General features: G+C 74.9%; 17 protein-coding genes and 1 pseudogene. 9 read left to right on the top strand and 9 right to left on the bottom strand.

The genetic code is table 11. The annotated features are described in order from the left end of the window. The first annotated feature begins 42 nt into the window (after positions 1–42). From ACTT8P_RS19045 to ACTT8P_RS19035, 3 genes are read left to right on the top strand one after another with little or no spacing between them, the layout of a single operon-like run. Positions 43–285, top strand: a complete 243-nt coding sequence (locus ACTT8P_RS19045; protein WP_442832856.1) for a hypothetical protein — start codon at positions 43–45, stop codon at positions 283–285. Next, entirely contained in the window at positions 282–1,034 is a 753-nt protein-coding gene (locus ACTT8P_RS19040) for an ABC transporter ATP-binding protein (RefSeq protein ID WP_442832855.1), read from the top strand. The genes ACTT8P_RS19045 and ACTT8P_RS19040 overlap by 4 nt, the downstream gene beginning before the upstream one ends. A 3-nt stretch (positions 1,035–1,037) precedes the next feature. Beyond that, positions 1,038–3,578 (top strand): FtsX-like permease family protein, encoded by a 2,541-nt coding sequence (locus ACTT8P_RS19035; protein WP_442832854.1) that lies wholly within the window; start codon positions 1,038–1,040, stop codon positions 3,576–3,578. Between the two features lie 75 nt (positions 3,579–3,653). Here ACTT8P_RS19035 and ACTT8P_RS19030 read toward each other — a convergent pair whose 3' ends face one another. From ACTT8P_RS19030 to ACTT8P_RS19020, 3 genes are all read right to left on the bottom strand, one after another. Next, positions 3,654–4,388: a DUF4328 domain-containing protein gene (locus ACTT8P_RS19030; protein ID WP_442832853.1), complete on the bottom strand. Its 735-nt coding sequence runs from the start codon at positions 4,386–4,388 to the stop codon at positions 3,654–3,656. Between the two features lie 152 nt (positions 4,389–4,540). Next, a complete protein-coding gene (locus tag ACTT8P_RS19025; RefSeq protein ID WP_442832852.1) occupies positions 4,541–5,572 on the bottom strand; it encodes a phytase in 1,032 nt (343 codons plus the stop codon). Between the two features lie 120 nt (positions 5,573–5,692). Further along, positions 5,693–6,580, bottom strand: a complete 888-nt coding sequence (locus tag ACTT8P_RS19020) for a LysR family transcriptional regulator (protein WP_442832851.1) — start codon at positions 6,578–6,580, stop codon at positions 5,693–5,695. Positions 6,581–6,673: 93 nt separating this feature from the next. Between ACTT8P_RS19020 and ACTT8P_RS19015 the strand changes: the two genes are divergently transcribed. Genes ACTT8P_RS19015 through ACTT8P_RS19005 form a run of 3 tightly spaced genes read left to right on the top strand, consistent with a single transcriptional unit; the run spans position 6,674 to position 9,275 of the window. Then, positions 6,674–7,939: a thiolase family protein gene (locus tag ACTT8P_RS19015; protein ID WP_442832850.1), complete on the top strand. Its 1,266-nt coding sequence runs from the start codon at positions 6,674–6,676 to the stop codon at positions 7,937–7,939. Continuing rightward, complete coding sequence (locus tag ACTT8P_RS19010) at positions 7,936–8,604, top strand: 3-oxoacid CoA-transferase subunit A (protein ID WP_442832849.1); 669 nt, start codon at positions 7,936–7,938, stop codon at positions 8,602–8,604. Before ACTT8P_RS19015 ends, ACTT8P_RS19010 begins: the two co-directional genes overlap by 4 nt. After that, complete coding sequence (locus tag ACTT8P_RS19005; protein ID WP_442832848.1) at positions 8,601–9,275, top strand: 3-oxoacid CoA-transferase subunit B; 675 nt, start codon at positions 8,601–8,603, stop codon at positions 9,273–9,275. The genes ACTT8P_RS19010 and ACTT8P_RS19005 overlap by 4 nt, the downstream gene beginning before the upstream one ends. 91 nt (positions 9,276–9,366) lie before the next feature. Here the strand turns inward: ACTT8P_RS19005 and ACTT8P_RS19000 are convergent, their stop codons facing one another. After that, complete coding sequence (locus ACTT8P_RS19000) at positions 9,367–9,861, bottom strand: Lrp/AsnC family transcriptional regulator (RefSeq protein WP_442832847.1); 495 nt, start codon at positions 9,859–9,861, stop codon at positions 9,367–9,369. Positions 9,862–9,934: 73 nt separating this feature from the next. Here ACTT8P_RS19000 and ACTT8P_RS18995 point away from each other — a divergent pair, with 73 nt between their 5' ends. Beyond that, positions 9,935–10,891 (top strand): DMT family transporter, encoded by a 957-nt coding sequence (locus ACTT8P_RS18995; protein WP_442832846.1) that lies wholly within the window; start codon positions 9,935–9,937, stop codon positions 10,889–10,891. Positions 10,892–10,978: 87 nt separating this feature from the next. On the opposite strand, the gene ACTT8P_RS18990 is transcribed toward ACTT8P_RS18995, so the two are convergent. From ACTT8P_RS18990 to ACTT8P_RS18970, 5 genes and pseudogenes are all read right to left on the bottom strand, one after another. Continuing rightward, positions 10,979–11,365, bottom strand: a complete 387-nt coding sequence (locus ACTT8P_RS18990; protein ID WP_442832845.1) for a nuclear transport factor 2 family protein — start codon at positions 11,363–11,365, stop codon at positions 10,979–10,981. Next, positions 11,322–12,645 (bottom strand): annotated as a pseudogene (locus ACTT8P_RS18985) (MFS transporter). The gene ACTT8P_RS18990 and the pseudogene ACTT8P_RS18985 overlap by 44 nt, the downstream one beginning before the upstream one ends. Before the next feature lie 70 nt (positions 12,646–12,715). After that, positions 12,716–13,189 carry an SRPBCC family protein gene (locus tag ACTT8P_RS18980; RefSeq protein ID WP_442832844.1) on the bottom strand — a complete coding sequence of 158 codons (474 nt, stop codon included), beginning with the start codon at positions 13,187–13,189 and terminating at the stop codon, positions 12,716–12,718. 25 nt (positions 13,190–13,214) lie between these two features. Continuing rightward, positions 13,215–14,378, bottom strand: a complete 1,164-nt coding sequence (locus ACTT8P_RS18975; RefSeq protein WP_442832843.1) for a hypothetical protein — start codon at positions 14,376–14,378, stop codon at positions 13,215–13,217. 54 nt (positions 14,379–14,432) lie between these two features. Beyond that, complete coding sequence (locus tag ACTT8P_RS18970) at positions 14,433–14,798, bottom strand: hypothetical protein (RefSeq protein ID WP_442832842.1); 366 nt, start codon at positions 14,796–14,798, stop codon at positions 14,433–14,435. Positions 14,799–15,128: 330 nt separating this feature from the next. On the opposite strand from ACTT8P_RS18970, the gene ACTT8P_RS18965 reads away from it, so the two are divergent. Next, positions 15,129–15,611 (top strand): 5-carboxymethyl-2-hydroxymuconate Delta-isomerase, encoded by a 483-nt coding sequence (locus tag ACTT8P_RS18965; protein WP_442832841.1) that lies wholly within the window; start codon positions 15,129–15,131, stop codon positions 15,609–15,611. 315 nt (positions 15,612–15,926) lie between these two features. Beyond that, a complete protein-coding gene (locus ACTT8P_RS18960; protein WP_442832840.1) occupies positions 15,927–16,073 on the top strand; it encodes a hypothetical protein in 147 nt (48 codons plus the stop codon). Positions 16,074–16,095 lie beyond the last annotated feature (22 nt).

The raw sequence follows: 16,095 nt of genomic DNA, 5'->3' as shown, positions 1-16,095 counted from the left end.
GCCGTGCGGAGCGGCCGTCACGAACCCCGGGAGGCCCCCGCCATGCCGCACCCCGACCCCTACCGGCTGACCGACGCCGGCGCCGGCGACGACGACCGCACGGCCGGCGTCAGCCGCTCGGACCTGGTACGGACCCTGCTGTGGGCGGTGGTCGTGCTCAGCGCCGTCACCAACATGGCGGTCTCCTACGGCGACACCCCCGTCGCCGTCAACCTGGCCTGCGGCGTCGTCACCGTGCTCGCCGCCGGCACGCTGGCCGTGCGCGGGCTGCGCGGCCGCCGATGAGCACCGCCGTCGCGCCGGACGCCACGCGCACCGCGCCCGCCATCGCCCTCACCGGCGTCGGCAAGACCTACCCGGGCGGCGTCCGCGCCCTGGACGACGTGTCACTGACCGTCGAGCACGGCACGTTCCTCGCCGTGATGGGCCCCTCGGGCTCCGGCAAGAGCACCCTGATGCACTGCGCCGCCGGACTGGACTCGCCCACCTCGGGCAGCGTCCGGATCGGCGGGCGGGAGATCGCCGGGCTGAGCGAGGCCCGCCGCACCGAACTGCGCCGCGAGCGCGTCGGGTTCGTGTTCCAGGCGTACAACCTGATCCCGTCGCTCAGCGTCGAGGACAACATCACGCTGCCGCTGCGGCTGGCGGGCCGCGCCCCCGACCGCCGGTGGCTGCGCACCCTCGTCGAACGGGTCGGCCTCGCCGACCGGCTCACCCACCGCCCCGCCGAACTCTCCGGCGGCCAGCAGCAACGCGCCGCGATCGTACGGGCGTTGGTGACCCGGCCCGCCGTGGTCTTCGCCGACGAACCGACCGGCGCGCTGGACCTGCGCAGCGCCCACCAGGTACTGGACCTGCTGCGCGACCTCGTCGACGAACTCGGTCAGACGGTGGTGATGGTCACCCACGACCCGGCCGCCGCCGCCCGCGCGCACCGGGCGCTGGTGATGGCCGACGGCCGGGTGGTGGAGTCCCTCGACGCGCCGACCGCGCCCCGGCTCGCCGAGCGGCTCGTCGTACTGGGGGCGAGCTGACCGATGCTGTATCTCGCCCTGCGTACCGCTCGGCACCGGATCGCCACGCTGCTCGCGGTGGCCTGCGCGGTGCTCGGCGGCGCCGTGCTGATCACCGGCACCGGCGTACTCGCCGACACCGGCCTGCGCTCCCAGCTGCCGCCCGGCCGGCTGGCCGGCGCGGACGTCGTGGTCGCCGCCGACCAGGAACACCACCCGGCCGGAGACCTCCCGATCGCGCTGCCCGAGCGGGCCGCGATCCCGGCCCGGCTCACCGGCCGCCTGACCGGACTGCCGGGCGTCACCGCGATCGTCGGTGACATCACCTTCCCGGCCGCGCTGCTCGACCCGGACGGCCGGCCCCGGCCGGCCACCGCCGACCCCGCCGCCGCGGGTCACGGCTGGTCCTCCACCCGGCTGCTGGCCGAAGCCCGCGTCACGGGCCGCGCACCGGCCGGCGCGGACGAGATCGCCGTACCGGCGGGAACGGGCGTGCGGGTCGGCGACCTGATCCGGGCCGTCGTCAGCGGCCGCCCCGCCGCGTCCTACCGGGTCACCGCCCTGGTCGACGCCCCGGAGGCCGGTGTCTACCTCGCCGACGGCACGGCCGCGCGGCTGGCGGGCCGGGCGGCGGGCGGCGCCGGGCCCCGGGCCGGCACCGTCGACCTGATCGGCCTGCGGGCCGAACCCGGCGGCGGACCGGACCTCGCCCAGGCCGTCCGCGACCGGCTGCGCGGCACCGGACTTCGGATCCTCACCGGCGCCGACCGCGGCGAGGCAGGCGAACCCGGCGTCGGCTCCGCCCGCTCGCTGCTCGTCCTGCTCGCCGGTTCACTCGGCGGCATCGTCCTGCTGATCACCGGATTCGTCACGGCGGGCGCGCTCGGCCTCGCCGTCGCCGGACAGCGCCGCGACCTGGCGCTGATGCGGGCCGTGGGCGCGACACCGCGGCAGATCCGGCGCCTGGCCGCCGCCCAGTCGACCCTCGTCGCCGCGGTCGCCCTGGTACCGGGCGTGGCCCTCGGCTACCTGCTGGCCGACGCGTTCCGCGACGTCCTCGTCGACCGCGAAGTGCTGCCCGCCGGGCTGCCGTTGACGCTGAGCCCGTTCCCGGCCCTCGCCACCCTGCTGCTCACCGCCGGCGCGGTGCAGCTCTCGGCGCGCTGCGCGGCCTGGCGCACCTCCCGGATGCCGGCCACCGAGGCGGTCGCCGAGTCCCGCACCGAACCCCGGGCGCCGTCCCGGCCGCGCACCCGGGCCGGCCTGCTGCTGATCCTCGGCGCGAGCGTGCTCGCCGCCGCCCCGCTGTACTCCCGCACCCTGCTCGGCGCCTCGGCCACCTCACTGGCCGGCATCGTCGCCGCGATCGGCCTGGCGCTGGCCGGCCCAGCCCTGGTCCGGGCGGCCGGGCGGACGGCGCTGCGGCGGCTGCGGCCCGGCGCGACGGCCCCGACCTGGCTGGCGCTGTCCCACGTACGGGCCCACGCGCTGCGGCTGTCCGGAGTGATCAGCCCGCTGGCGATGGGCGTCGTGTTCGTCCTGACCTACACCCTCGCCCAGACCACCGTCCTGGCCGCCACCGCCGCCGACACCCGCACCGGCACCCTGGCCCAGTACCGCCTGACCGCACCCGCGCTGGGCGGCCTGCCGGCGGACACCCTGGCAGCGGTCCGCGAGGTGCCGGGGGTCCGGGCCGCCGAACCGGTCGCCGCGACCACGGTGGTGTGGTCCTACGAGCAGTTCGGTGAGCCGGAGACCGAGGCCGCGTCGGCCATGATCCTCACCGACCGGGCGGCCGGCGTCCTCGACCTGGGGACCGAGCGCGGCTCGCTGGACCGGCTCACCGGGGCCACCGTCGCGGTCAGCGCCGAGACCGCCGGACAGCGCGGCGCGGAGCCGGGGGAGCGGATACGGCTGGTGCTGGGCGACGGGGCACAGGTCAGCGCCGAGGTCGTCGCCGTGTACGCGCGCGGGCTCGGCTTCGGCCCCGTCGTCCTGTCCCGGGACCTGGCCGCCGGTCACACCACGGCCGACCCGGCGACGCGCGGCGCCCTGGTCCGCACCGACGGCACGGCCGCCGCCGGCGAGCGGCTGGCCGGGTTCGCCGCCGCCCGTCCCGGCCTCGCGCTGACCGGCACGGACGCGGCCGCCACGGCCGGCCAGGACACGCCCCCGGAGGTGTGGATCAACCTCGCCGTCATCGTCGTCCTCCTCGGCTACCTGCTGCTCAGCATCGCCAACAAGCTCGTCGCCGCCACCGCCCAGCGCCGCACCGAGATCGCCGCGCTCCGCCTGGTCGGCACCACCCCCCGGCAGATCCTGGCGATGACCCGCCGCGAGTCCGCGCTGACGACCGTCGCCGCCCTCGCCGCGGGCCTCGCCCTCTCCGCGCTGCCGCTGGCCCTCCTCGGTCAGGGCTTCCTGGGCCGCCCCTGGCCGGCCGGCCCGGCCTGGCTGCTGCCGGCGGCCGCGGCGACGGTTGCGCTGACGTCCTTCCTCACGGTCGAACTGCCCACCCGGCGCACCCTGCGGACGGCACCGGCGGAGGTGGTACGGACGGTGTGAGCGCCCGGGTCGGAAGCTGCCCGGCGGGATGAGGGAGGGCCGGGATCAGGAGAGCTGGGATCGGGAGGGCCGGGATCAGGAGGACGGGGCCGGTGCTTCCTGGGCCGGCGGCGCGCCGTACGGACCGTAGACCGCCTTGTACCGCTGCATGGCGGTGAGCTGGACGGCGAAGTACGCGGCGGTGGCCGCCGCCAGGAGGTGCAGGGCGTCCGACACCATGTAGCGCGCCACCCCGTCCCGCACCTCGGCCAGGGTCCCGGCGTCGTCGACCTCGCTCCCGGCGATCCGGCTGAACAGGATGCCCGCGACGAACAGGCCCCACCACAGGTTGAGCGGCCACAGCCGGGTCCGGGGCAGCCCGCCGTCGGACGGCAGCACCGTGGCGGCGCCCCACATGTCGAAGGCGACCCGGTACGGCAGCCACAGGTTCGCCAGCGGGATCAGCCAGGCGCCGATGGCCCAGCCGGGACCGCTGCGGAACCGGTCCGGGGCGAGCGCTCCGGTGGCGCGGCGCATCCGGAAGAACCAGACGACGAAGACGATCGCGCAGGGCACCAGCACGACCATCTGGCAGCGCGCGGCCGTGTCGTACAGGGAGGCGGCGGCGTCCAGTTCCTCCTCGGAGGCGGTCAGGAACCCGGCGTCCCCGTCCACGACCGCCCGGTACCGGAACCCGGCGAACAGGCTGAACAGATCGGCCAGTGCGGAGAGCGCCAGCCCGGTGAGCACGGCGACGAGGAAGCCCCGCGCGGGCACCGGCGGTGACGTGGGCAACGGCGGCAGCGGACGCGGCGCTCTGGATTCGGACATGACGAGGAGACCCCCCACGGGTGACCAACGGGAACGGGCCCTGCGGAAGATCGCACGGCCGCCGCACCATACGCCGCACCGCAGGGTCCCGTCCATGACAATCTGCGCTCTGACCTCGGGAGAAGCGGGCCGGATACGGGGGCCGCCGTGGGTCAGAGCGAGGCGGTGATCCGCTGGAGCGGCACGAACTTGAAGTTCTGGTCGCCGCTGCTGCCGGGCGTCGAGTTGGAGCCGTCCTGGCAGACGAACATGCCCTGCGGGAAGGCGCTGCCCAGCGCGGACGCGGTGGCGTCGATGCCGTCGGTGTCCTCGCAGTCGTCGGCCGCCGTGCCGCTCACCACGGCGAACCGGCCGAGGTAGGCGCCGGAGGAACGGTCGTAGGCGGTGTAGTCGTCGCTGCCCTGCGAGGAGACGAACAGCCGGTCGCCGGCCGCGGTGATGCCCTCGACGTCGGCGGTGAGGTGACCGCCGGAGCCGGCCGAGTCCAGCGAGGTGCGGGTGGTGCCCGCGGTCGGCTCGGCGCCGTACGCCCACACGCCGACGTCCTCCTCGCCGAGGTACAGCTTGCCGGTGCGCTCGTCGGCGTAGCAGCCCTCGACGGCCGAGCCCGCGTCGAACAGCCGCACCGACGTCGCGGTCACGGTGCTGCCGCTGACCGCCATCTCCCACTGCTCCACCCGGCCGGAGGTGGAGTTCGGGTAGGCGTAGAGCTTGCCGGTGGCCGGCGACTGGTACATGCAGATGCCGTGCGCGGTGACCTCGGTGGGGATGTCGGCGAGGTGGGTGAGCTGCCGGGTGGCGGCGTCGATGCGGTAGACGTGCATGGCGCCGTCGCCGTCCTCGGCCTCGTCGTCGGCGGAGATCACGATGTTGCCGCGCAGGTCGACGTTGTTGCCGTAGTCGCCGCTGACCCGCTGGAGGCGGGTGCCGGCCAGGTCGTACACCTCCAGCGCGCCCTTCTTGTCGGTGCCGATGACCGCCGACTTGGCGGGGTCGCTCGGGTTGACCCAGATGGCGGGATCGTCGGCGGCGTCGCCGCTGTGCGAGACGGGGGCCGTCTCCACGGTGGCCGTCACGTCGAAGTCGACGGCGGCCTGAGCGGGCGACGCGGTCTGGGCGAGCAGGGCGGCAGCGGCGAGTGCGGTGGCGGCGGAGGTGCGGGCGGCGGATCCGGCGATGCGCACAGAGGCTCCTTCAGGGTCGGCGCCCTCGGAGTTGATCAAGGGCAGGGGAACCGTAGGAGTCATCGGTGACGCCGTGATGAACCGGTGCCGACGCGCGGATGTCATCTTGACCGTGACACTTCAGCCGCGCACGCACTCCTCGATGACCGCGGCGACCTGCTCGGTCGCCGGCGAGTTGCGGTGCGCGCGGCGGGCCAGCACCAGATCGATGGTCTCCGTCTCGGCGAGCGGCACGTACGTCACCCCGTCGAGCCGCAGGCTCTGCACCGACCGCGGCACCAGCGCCACCCCGTGCCCGGCGGCCACCAGGACGACGAGGGTCGCGGTCTCACCGACCTCGACGAGCGACGCGGGCTGGAATCCGGCCCGGTCGCAGGCGGCCAGCACCCGGTCGTACATGGCGGAGCGCGGCTGCGCGGGATGGATGACGAAGGGCTCGCCGGCCAGCGCGGACAGCGGGAGCTCCCGGTCGGCCGCCAGCGGATGGTGGGCCGGGACCACGGCGACCAGGGGTTCGGCGCGCAGCGGCGTGATACTCACCCCCTCGGTGCCGGCCGCGCCGGCCCGCGACACGGCGAGGTCGTAGGCGCCGGTGAGCAGGCCCTCGACGAGCTGCGGGGTGAGCAGTTCGCCGCGCAGGTCCAGCGTGATGTGCGGCAGCCGCGACCGTACGGTACGGGCGATCCTCGGCAGCACGTCGTAGGTGGCGGTGCCGATGAAGCCGACGGAGACCCGGCCGGTGTGGCCGCTGGCCAGTTCCGCCATGTGCACGCGGGCCCGCTCGGCCTCGGCGACCAGGGTGCGGGCGTACCCCGTCAGATGCCGGCCGGCCTCGGTGAGTTCGACGTGCCGGGTGGAGCGGTGGAACAGCGCCGTGCCCAGCTCGTGCTCCAACTGCTTGATCTGCTGGGACAGGGCGGGCTGGGCGACATGGAGACGGGCCGCCGCGCGCCCGAAGTGGCACTCCTCGGCGAGTACGAGGAAGGAGCGGACCTGACGCAGTTCCATGGCCACAGCCTACAAGGGTTTATACCGCCACCTTATTAATCGATCCGTATTAGGTCTTGGACGTGATGAAGGTCGCGAGCCTACGGTGAGGGGGTGACCGACAGTTACCTGTACGCAGCGGCAAGAACACCCTTCGGACGGTTCTCCGGCGCGCTCGCCGGTGTCCGGCCCGACGACCTCGCGGCGCTCGCCGTGCGGAGCGTCCTGGCCAAGGCGCCGGAGCTCGACCCGGCCGCGATCGGCGACGTGGTGTGGGGCAACGCCAACGGGGCCGGCGAGGACAACCGCAACGTCGGCCGGATGGCCGTGCTGCTGGCCGGGCTGCCCACCTCGGTCCCGGCCACCACCGTCAACCGGCTGTGCGGGTCCTCGCTGGACGCGGCGATCATCGGCTCCCGCGCCATCGAGACCGGGGACGCCGACATCGTGCTCACCGGCGGTGTGGAGTCGATGAGCCGGGCCCCCTGGGTGCTGCCCAAGCCGTCCCGCGCCTTCCCCGCCGGGGACGTCACCGCCGTCTCCACCACGCTCGGCTGGCGGCTGGTCAACCCGGGCATGCCGAAGGAGTGGACGGTCTCCCTCGGCGAGGCCAACGAGCAGCTCGCCGAGCGGTTCACCGTCTCCCGCGAGCGGCAGGACGAGTTCGCCGCCCGCTCCCACCGGCTCGCCGACGCCGCCTGGACGGACGGCTTCTACGACGACCTGGTGGTCCCGGTCGAGACGGACGCCAAGGGCAGCACCCTGGCCCGGGACGAGGGCATCCGCCCCGGCTCCACGCCCGAGAAGCTCGCCGGGCTGAAGCCGGCCTTCCGCCCCGACGGGGTGATCACGGCCGGCAACGCCTCGCCGCTGAGCGACGGTGCCTCGGCGGTGCTGCTCGGCTCGGGCGCCGCCGCGGACCGCATCGGCACCGCCCCGCTGGCCCGGGTGGCCGGGCGCGGCGTGTTCGCGCTGGACCCGCAGGACTTCGGCTTCGCGCCGGTCGAGGCGGCGAACCGGGCCCTGAAGCGGGCGGGCATCACCTGGTCCGACGTGTCCGCGGTCGAGCTGAACGAGGCGTTCGCGGTGCAGTCGCTGGCCTGCGTGGACGCCTGGGGGATCGACCCGGCCGTCGTCAACACCAAGGGCGGCGCCATCGCGCTCGGCCACCCGCTGGGCGCCTCCGGCGGCCGCATCCTGGGCACCCTCGCCCACCGGCTCAAGGAGTCCGGCGAGCGCTGGGGCCTCGCCGCGATCTGCATCGGCGTGGGCCAGGCCCTCGCCGTCGTCCTGGAGAACGTCACCGGGTACGGGACGGGGAACGACACGGCGAACAACACCGCGAACGACACCGCGAACGACACGGAGGCGGCCCGATGAGCACACGCCTGTGCGCCGACGCCGACGAGGCGGTCGCCGGGATCGAGGACGGCTCCACGGTGCTGGTCGGCGGCTTCGGGATGGCCGGCATGCCGGTCGAGCTGATCGACGCCCTCATCCGGCAGGGCGCCACCGGCCTCACCGTCGTGTCCAACAACGCCGGCAACGGTGACACCGGACTCGCCGCGCTGCTGGCGAAGGGCCGGGTCCGCAAGGTCGTCTGCTCCTTTCCCCGGCAGACCGACAGCTACGTCTTCGACGAGCTGTACCGGGCCGGGCGGATCGAGCTGGAGGTCGTCCCGCAGGGCAATCTCGCCGAGCGGATGCGGGCCGCCGGGGCCGGCATCGGCGCCTTCTACTGCCCCACCGGCGCCGGCACCCTGCTGGCCGAGGGCAAGGAGACCCGCGTCATCGACGGGCGCAGCCATGTCCTGGAGTACCCGATCAAGGGCGACGTGGCGCTGATCGGCGCCCATCGGGCCGACCGCATGGGCAACCTCGTCTACCGCAAGACCGCCCGCAACTTCGGCCCGGTCATGGCCACCGCCGCGACCACCGTGATCGCCCAGGTCCGGGAGATCGTCGACACCGGCACCATCGACCCCGAGACCGTGATCACCCCGGGCATCTACGTCGACCGCGTGGTGCAGGAGGCAACCGCATGAGCACCGACTCCCTCGTCACCGGCACCGGGCGCGGCCCGCTCGGCAAGCACGACATGGCCGCCCTCGTGGCCCGCGACATCCCGCACGGCGCCTTCGTCAACCTGGGCATCGGCCAGCCGACCCTGGTCGCCGACCATCTGCCGGCCGACTCCGGTGTCGTGCTGCACACCGAGAACGGCATGCTCAACATGGGGCCCGCCGCCAAGGGCGACGAGATCGACCCCGATCTCACCAACGCCGGCAAGGTCCCGGTGACCGAGCTGCCCGGCGCGGCGTACTTCCACCACGCCGACTCCTTCGCCATGATGCGCGGCGGCCACCTGGACATCTGCGTCCTGGGCGCCTTCCAGGTCTCGGCCGCCGGTGACCTCGCCAACTGGCACACCGGCGCGCCGGACGCCATACCCGCCGTCGGCGGGGCGATGGACCTGGCGATCGGGGCGAAGAAGGTCTTCGTCATGATGACGCTGTTCACCAAGACCGGCGCGCCCAAGCTGGTCCCCGAGTGCACCTACCCGCTCACCGGGCTGGCCTGCGTCGACCGGGTCTACACCGACCTCGCGGTCTTCGACATCACGCCGCAGGGCGTCTCGGTGCGGGAGACCTTCGGCACCACCGTCGACGAACTCGCGGGCCGGCTGGACCTGCCGCTGCGCTCCACGGCCGGCTGACACCGGGGCGGTCGCCGGAGACGGAGCCACGGAGACGAACCACGGAGACGGAGCCACGGGGGCGGAGCCACGGCGGCGGCCGCCCGCCGGCTCAGCGAGCCGGGCGCGAGGAGCGGGGCCGGTCCGGGACGGCCGGTTCGATGCAGCGGGAGCGGACGTGCTCGTAGACCATCGTGGTCTGCACGTCGGCGACCTCCCGGCGCTCGGTGAGCCGGTCGATCACGAAGGCGTACACGCTGTCCACGTCCGGGACCGCCACGTGGATCAGGAAGTCGTGGCTGCCCGAGGTGACGAACAGACCGATCACCTCGGGCAGCCGCGCCGCCCACTCCCGGAACCCCTCGATGACGGGCCGGGCCGGCGGCCGGATGCGCACCGAGATCAGTGCCTGGACGGGCCGGCCGGCCGCGTCGAGGTCCAGCGCCGCGTGGAAGCCGGTGAGCACCCCGCGCTCGCGCAGCAGCCGCACCCGCTCCAGCGAGGTCGACGGCGAGACCCCGGTCCTGGCCGCCAGCTCGCGATTGGTCTGCCGTGCATCGTTCTGCAACTCCCGCAGCAGAGCCCGGTCCAGCGCATCAAGTTCCATGAAATCCACTGTATGCCGAATGAAGTACGGCAGGCCCCCATCAGCCCCGCATCCCTGATTAGCCTCACCGCTCATGGATGTACGAAAGAGCGGTGCGAACCCCGGCGTGGGGCTGGTACTGGCGGCGGCGGTGCTGTGGGGCACCGTCGGACCCGCCCAGGTCCTGGCGTCCAGCCCGATGACCCCGGCGGCCCTGGGCGGCTGGCGGCTGGTCGCGGGCGGCCTGGTCCTCGCGGTCTGCACCGTCCGCCCGCGCAGGCTACGGGCCTTCGCCACCCGCAGCATGGTCCGGCCGCTGCTGATCTGCGCCTTCTCCACCGGCCTCTACCAAGTGGCGTTCCTCTCCTCGGTGGCGCGGGCCGGGGCGGCGCTGGCCACGGTGGTCGCCCTGGGCATCGCCCCCGCCGCGACCGGGGTGTGCGCCCGCTGGCTCACCGGCGAACGGATGAGCGCCGCCTGGCTGGCCGGCACCGTCGCGGCCGTCGCCGGCTGCGCGCTGCTGCTGGCCCCGGGAAACACCCGGGTGGACCCGTTCGGCCTGCTCCTGGCGGTGGCCGCCGGCTCCTGCTACGGCCTGTACACCGTCTTCGCCAAGCGGACCGCCGACGCGCACCCCGCCGCCCACCTGCCCACCCTCTCCGCGCTCACCCTGCTGGTGGGTTCGGTGCCGCTGCTGCCCTGGATGCTCGGGGACCTGGCCCCGGTGCGGGACGGCGGTACCCTCGCCCTGATCGGCTGGCTGGGGGTGGCCACCACCGCCGTCGCGTACTGGCTGTTCACCGCCGGGCTCAGCCGGGTACGGGCGACCACGGCCAGCACCCTCAGCCTCGCCGAGCCGCTCGCCGCGGCCCTGATCGGCGTGTTCCTGCTGGACGAGCGGCTCACCGGGTCGGCCTGGGCGGGCTGCGCCCTGATCCTCGCCGGGATGATCGTCACCTGTCTGCCGCCGCTGCCGCGCCGGCGCCCCGCCGCACGGATGCCGCAGGCCGTGGAACCGCTGGGTCGGGACCGCCACGAGGTCAGCGCCTGAGCCGCGACAACCGGTCCTCCGGCCGAGCGGCACGGTGACGCGGCGAGACCTGCCCGGCCGACCGCGTCACCGTCACCGCACCCGCTCCTACCCGGTCCCGGCCGGAACGACGGTGCCCTGGTGGTAGTACATCCGCCACCCGGCACCCTCGGCCGGCCGCCGCCAGATCGAACTGTGCCGGCTCCGCCGCCCGCCGAGGACGGCCTCGTACGTCACATGCACCACGCCGGGTGCCAGTACGGTCCCCCGCATGCCGACCGGCTGATAGCGCGGCCCCTCGTCCGAGGCGCCCGGCTTGTCCGGCAGTTCGGCGAGCATCGTCTCCCGGTCCCACCGGCGGCCGGAGGCGCCCACCTCGACGAACTCGGGGTCCAGAAGCCGCCCGGCCAGTTCCCGCGACGCCCTGACCCGGGGCGTCAGCAACCGCAGCTCACCCGCGATCGCCTCGGCCACCCCGTCCGACTTCTCCCTCACGCGGCATCCCGCCTCTCATCGACTCCGTACCGGTCTCTTCGACTCCGCACCGGCGACGCGACCGACGACGGGTCCGACGACCGTACTCGTGGCGGACCGCCGGGCGACGGAGCGTCGACTCGCCGCCGCACAGCACCGCGCAGGCGACGGCGGTCAGCAGTCCGCCGAGGAGGAACGCGCCCCGCACGCCGGCGAGTGGCAGCATCAAGGCCCCGAGCGCGGCGCCCGCCGCGATACCCGCGTGGTAGCCACCGGAGTTCACCGCGAGCGCCAGATCGGTGCGGCCCGGCGCGCACCGCAGCACCGCGTGCTGGGTGGCCGTGAACACCGGCCCCGAGCGCCCCGCCCAGCAGCACCAGGAACACCACCGCGGCCACCGGTTCGGCGCCGGCCGCGGACAGCCCGAGCAGGCCCACCGCCTGCGTGGCCACGGCGGCGACCGGCACACCCCGCGCGAACCGGTCCAGCAGCGCCCCGGTGACACCGGCCCCGGCCAGACACGCCCCGCCGAACGCCACCGGGAGGACGCCGACCGTGCCCGGCGAGAACCCGCTCACCTCGCCCAGGAACGTCACGAGGCAGGTGTAGCCCGCGAACGCCCCGGTGGCGGACAGCGCTCCGGCCGCCACTACGGTCCTGAACCGGCGGACATCGGGCGCGGCCCCGTAGGCGGCGGGCTCCGCCTCCGGCCGCGAGGCCGGCAGCGCGACGGCGACCGTCACCAGCGAGACCAGCCCCAGGACCGCCAGCAGGGCGACGGGCAGCCGCCAGCCGATCGCCCGGCCGAGCCAGGTTCCGGCGGGGACACCGAGGACGAGAGCGAGCGAACCGGCGACGGACAGCGCGCCCATCACCCGTCCCCGCGCCTCGGCCGCGCACAGGCCCACCGCGACCGGACCGGCCACGGCCCAGAACAGCGCCTGGGCGAGGGCGGTCAGCAGCCGCGCCCCGAGCAGCGGCCAGTAGGACCGCGCCGCCGCCGCGATCAGCGCGGAGACGACCAGCGCGGCCGGCAGCCCGGCCAGCACATGGCGGCGGGGCACGGCCCGTACCGCGTGGGCGAGCGGCACGGACCCGGCGGCCACCGCCAGGCCGTAGCCGGTGACCAGCAGCCCGACCGCCGCCTGGGGCACCCGCAGGCTCTCCGCGATGACGTCCAGCAGGCCGATCGGCAGGCTCTCGGCGGTGTTGAACGTGAAGGCGGCCAGCAGCAGCGCCGTGAGTACGGCCGCCCCGCGCCAGGGAGCCGGTCGTCGTGCCCGCTCCGAGCCACCGTCCATGGCGGTACCTCACCGGTCCCACCGGCCCCGCCGCAACCGAATTCAACCGGCGGGCGCGGAAAGCCGCCCGTCAGGCCGGATGGTGGTCGGCGACCGCGCCGAGTTCGATGCCGTGCTCCAGGAGGGCCTTCAGCGCGCACAGCACGGTGGTGAAGCCGCCCACGGTGTCGTTGACCCAGCCGACCGCGTCGTCCCCGGACCCCTGGAAGCCGGTCTCGGTGACCGTCACGAACGTGGCGTTCGCCGGGTGCGCGGCGAACACCATCTCGACCACGGTCGGCTGTTCGTAGTTGCCCCAGGCGAACCGGATCAGCCGGCCTTCCTCCACCGCCTCCACCCGGACCTGGACACAGGCGCCGTAGACCGCCCACTCCCAGCGCAGTTCCGCCCCCGGGACCATCCGTCCGCTGCTCGCGCTGTACCAGAACCGCGTCGTGACGGACGGATCGGCGAAGGCCTCGTACACCTCCGCCGGGGGCCTGCGGATGATCATGGAAGCGGAGGCGGCCGGCGGCCGGGTGAGTTCGAGTCTCCGAGTGGACATGATGGTCAGGAACCTCCGGTCCGGATCAGGGCAAGGGCAGGGGACAGCTGAGCGGCCACACCCGTTCGGGCAGCCGGCCGGTGAGGCGGTCCTCGGTGATCTCCGCGTCGGTCAGCCAGCCCGCGGCCGTCAACTCGTCGACCAGGGGCGGCAGCGCCCCGGGATCACCGGCGCACAGGGCGGCGAGCGGGACCACGTCCACCCCCTGCCCGTCGAGCCCGAGCGCCTGCCCGTCCAGGGCGGTGCGGGTGGCCAGGGCGAGGGCCAGCAGCCGGGCACCGGCGCTCGCCTTCGACTTGCGCAGCTTCCGCTCGGTGACGACGCGCTGCGTCCAACCGCTGACCTTGGCCCGGGTGTTCTTCCCGAACGGGAGCGGACGGCTGCCGTCCGGACCGGGCTCCAGGGACGGCACGGTGATGGGCGTGGGGTTCTCGGGGCGGGAGGCGAGCACGTCGGCGGGCGCACCGGGAATCCGCAGCCAGCCGCTCTCGGTCAGCCGGCCGATGAGCTGTTCGGGATCGCCGAGCGGCAGCGCGGTCAGGTCCTGCCCGGTCAGGTTGCCGGTGCCGGTGCGGGCGGCCCGCAGGACGAGCAGCAGGGTGAGCAGCCGGGCCTCCGGGCCGGGCAGCGGCGCGTGGTCCCGGGCGTGGGCGAGCACGGTACGGGCGTGTTCCCACAGTTGCGGTCCGGTCAGCACCCGCGGCACGGCGGGTTCCACGCCGTCACCGGTGTGCCCGGTGCGCTGCTGGTGCTGGCGCCGGGCGGTGGCCGCGGCCTGCTCGGCCCGCTGCGCGTCCGCGCGCAACTGGACGTCGCCGACGATGTCGGCCCACTCGTGGAAGGCGCGCGCCTTGCGGGTGTGCAGGTCGGCGAGGAGGGTCAGGTCGGGCTCGGCGCGTTTCTGGTAGGCGCGGAACTGGTTGCCCAGATCGATGAGTTCGTCGCGCAGACTGGTCGGCCGCAGGTGGTACGGCACGATGCGCTGCGCGATCTTCCCCGGCTTGCCGTGCGGCCGGCCGCCGGCCGGACGCGGGGCGGGCAGCCCGGCACCCGGCGTACCGGCGCCCGGTACGCCGGCCGGTACGCCGGACTGGGCCCCGGCCGCGGGCGCGTGGGAGAACCGCGGGCCCACCGCGGTCCGGCCGGTCCGGGCCTCGGCCGGTCCGGCCGAGGCCGGCGCGGTGGCCACGACCTGCGCGGCGGGCTGCGCGGCCGCGCAGCGCGCACAGCACTCGAGCGCCTGCTACCAGCGTCCCGCCCGGTCCGTGAGGACCGCGAACACCACCCCGCCACCGCACCGCCAGGCCGGGGCGCCGGACGGCCGGCCGACGGCCGCGGCGTCGCCGTGCCCATGGCAGCCGTCGGCCCGGCACGCGCAGTACGCCTCGCCCCGGGGGCCCGCCGCGGCCCGCAGATGCGCGGTGAGGTGGGCGACGGCGAAGGACCGGCCGGCGGCGGCGGAGGGCAGGCGCTGGGCCGGACACGCCGGGCGGGTGCACGTGAACCGCACCGCCGTGCTGCCCCGGCCGGCCGGATCGAGGCGCACCATCCAGGACCGCCCCAGCACCCGCTCACCCGGCCCGCTCGTCGCGTGGGCCTCCATCTCCATCCTCGTCCCCTTCCCTCGCGCGTCGCCGCACCGCGATGATCTCCGCGCCGTGCGGCAGAGCAGTCTGCCGCAGCCACGTTACGTTCTGGAATCGGCCGGTCACCGCAGCGTGGCCGGTCGGCGGGCCCCCGGGCACCCGCCGCGCCGCGTCACCCCCTGGGAGGCACTCCGGCGACACGCCCGGCCAGTGCCTACCACGCCCGATCTCGTACGGGTGACAGTCCGGCGCGCCGTTGACGTGAGGTGAATGACGTGGCCGGTGGGGCCGGGCGGTCCCGCCGCGCGAGAAAATGGTTGCCTGACGAAACCAGGCTGTGTGAAAGGTCCTCCATGCCCCACCTCACCATCGACTACTCCGCCCACCTGGCCGCCGCTTTCGACCGAGCGGCCCTGGTCAGGGAACTGCACCCGCTCGTCCTGAAGGAGAGCGGATCGACGGGCGTGTGCAAGACGCTCGTGCGTCCGGCCGAGACGTACGTCGGTGCCGGGGCGGACGCGGGCGATGGTTTCGTGCATGTGGAGGTGGGTCTGAAGCCGGGCCGGTCCGAGGCGCTCCGGGCGCACCTCGCCGAAAGCATCCTGGCCCTGGTCGACAAGCACCTGCGGGCGGACGGCGTGATCCGCTCGGCGGAGGTGCGGGAGCTGGCCGGGTCCTACCGGCTGTCGCCCGCCGCGCCCCGCGTGGACCGCCGGCCGTCCGCCCCGGCGCAGGCGCCGTCCGCCCGCTCCCGCCGCCCGTCGAACGCGCCCGCGGTATCCGGCCATTCCCCGCAAGGCAGGCTTTGCCGTGAACCGTCCCCTTCGTGCGGGTGACGCGGGGGCGCGGTGGGCGGGGCAGAGGGCAGGGAAGGGCCAGCTGAACTGGGTCGACACCCCTCCTGCGATCACCCCGCCCACGTTTCCCGGCGGCCCGGACCGGCCGCCTGAGCCCCTGTCCTGATCGTCTCCCGCCGGGCGGCGGCACCCCCGGCGGCTGTCAGTGCCCGCTGTTAGACCCGTTCCTGGAGACGGGTCGCACCAGGCGGCCGACGACGACAGGGTGGGGGAGACATGGGGAACGCACCGGACGGGTTCCACACCGTGCGCGCGCACATCCGCCGCAATCCGAGGCCGCGGAGTGCGAAACGGATGAGTGGATGGACGATCGCCGGTCTGCTGGCGGGCGTCTGGCTGTGGGGGCAGGTGGTCGGCTTCGGCGAGGCGGCGCCCGCCGGGCCGGCCGATCCGGCCCCGGCCGTCAGCGCGCCGGCCGTCAGCGCACCGGCCGGCCGGTGAGGCGGCGGTGACGGGGGTGCGG

It is taken from the genome of Streptomyces sp. JW3 (assembly GCF_052216785.1).
Taxonomy (GTDB): Bacteria; Actinomycetota; Actinomycetes; order Streptomycetales; family Streptomycetaceae; genus Streptomyces.
Note: the sequence above shows the minus strand (reverse complement) of the source record. Positions and strands in the feature narration are given on the sequence as shown.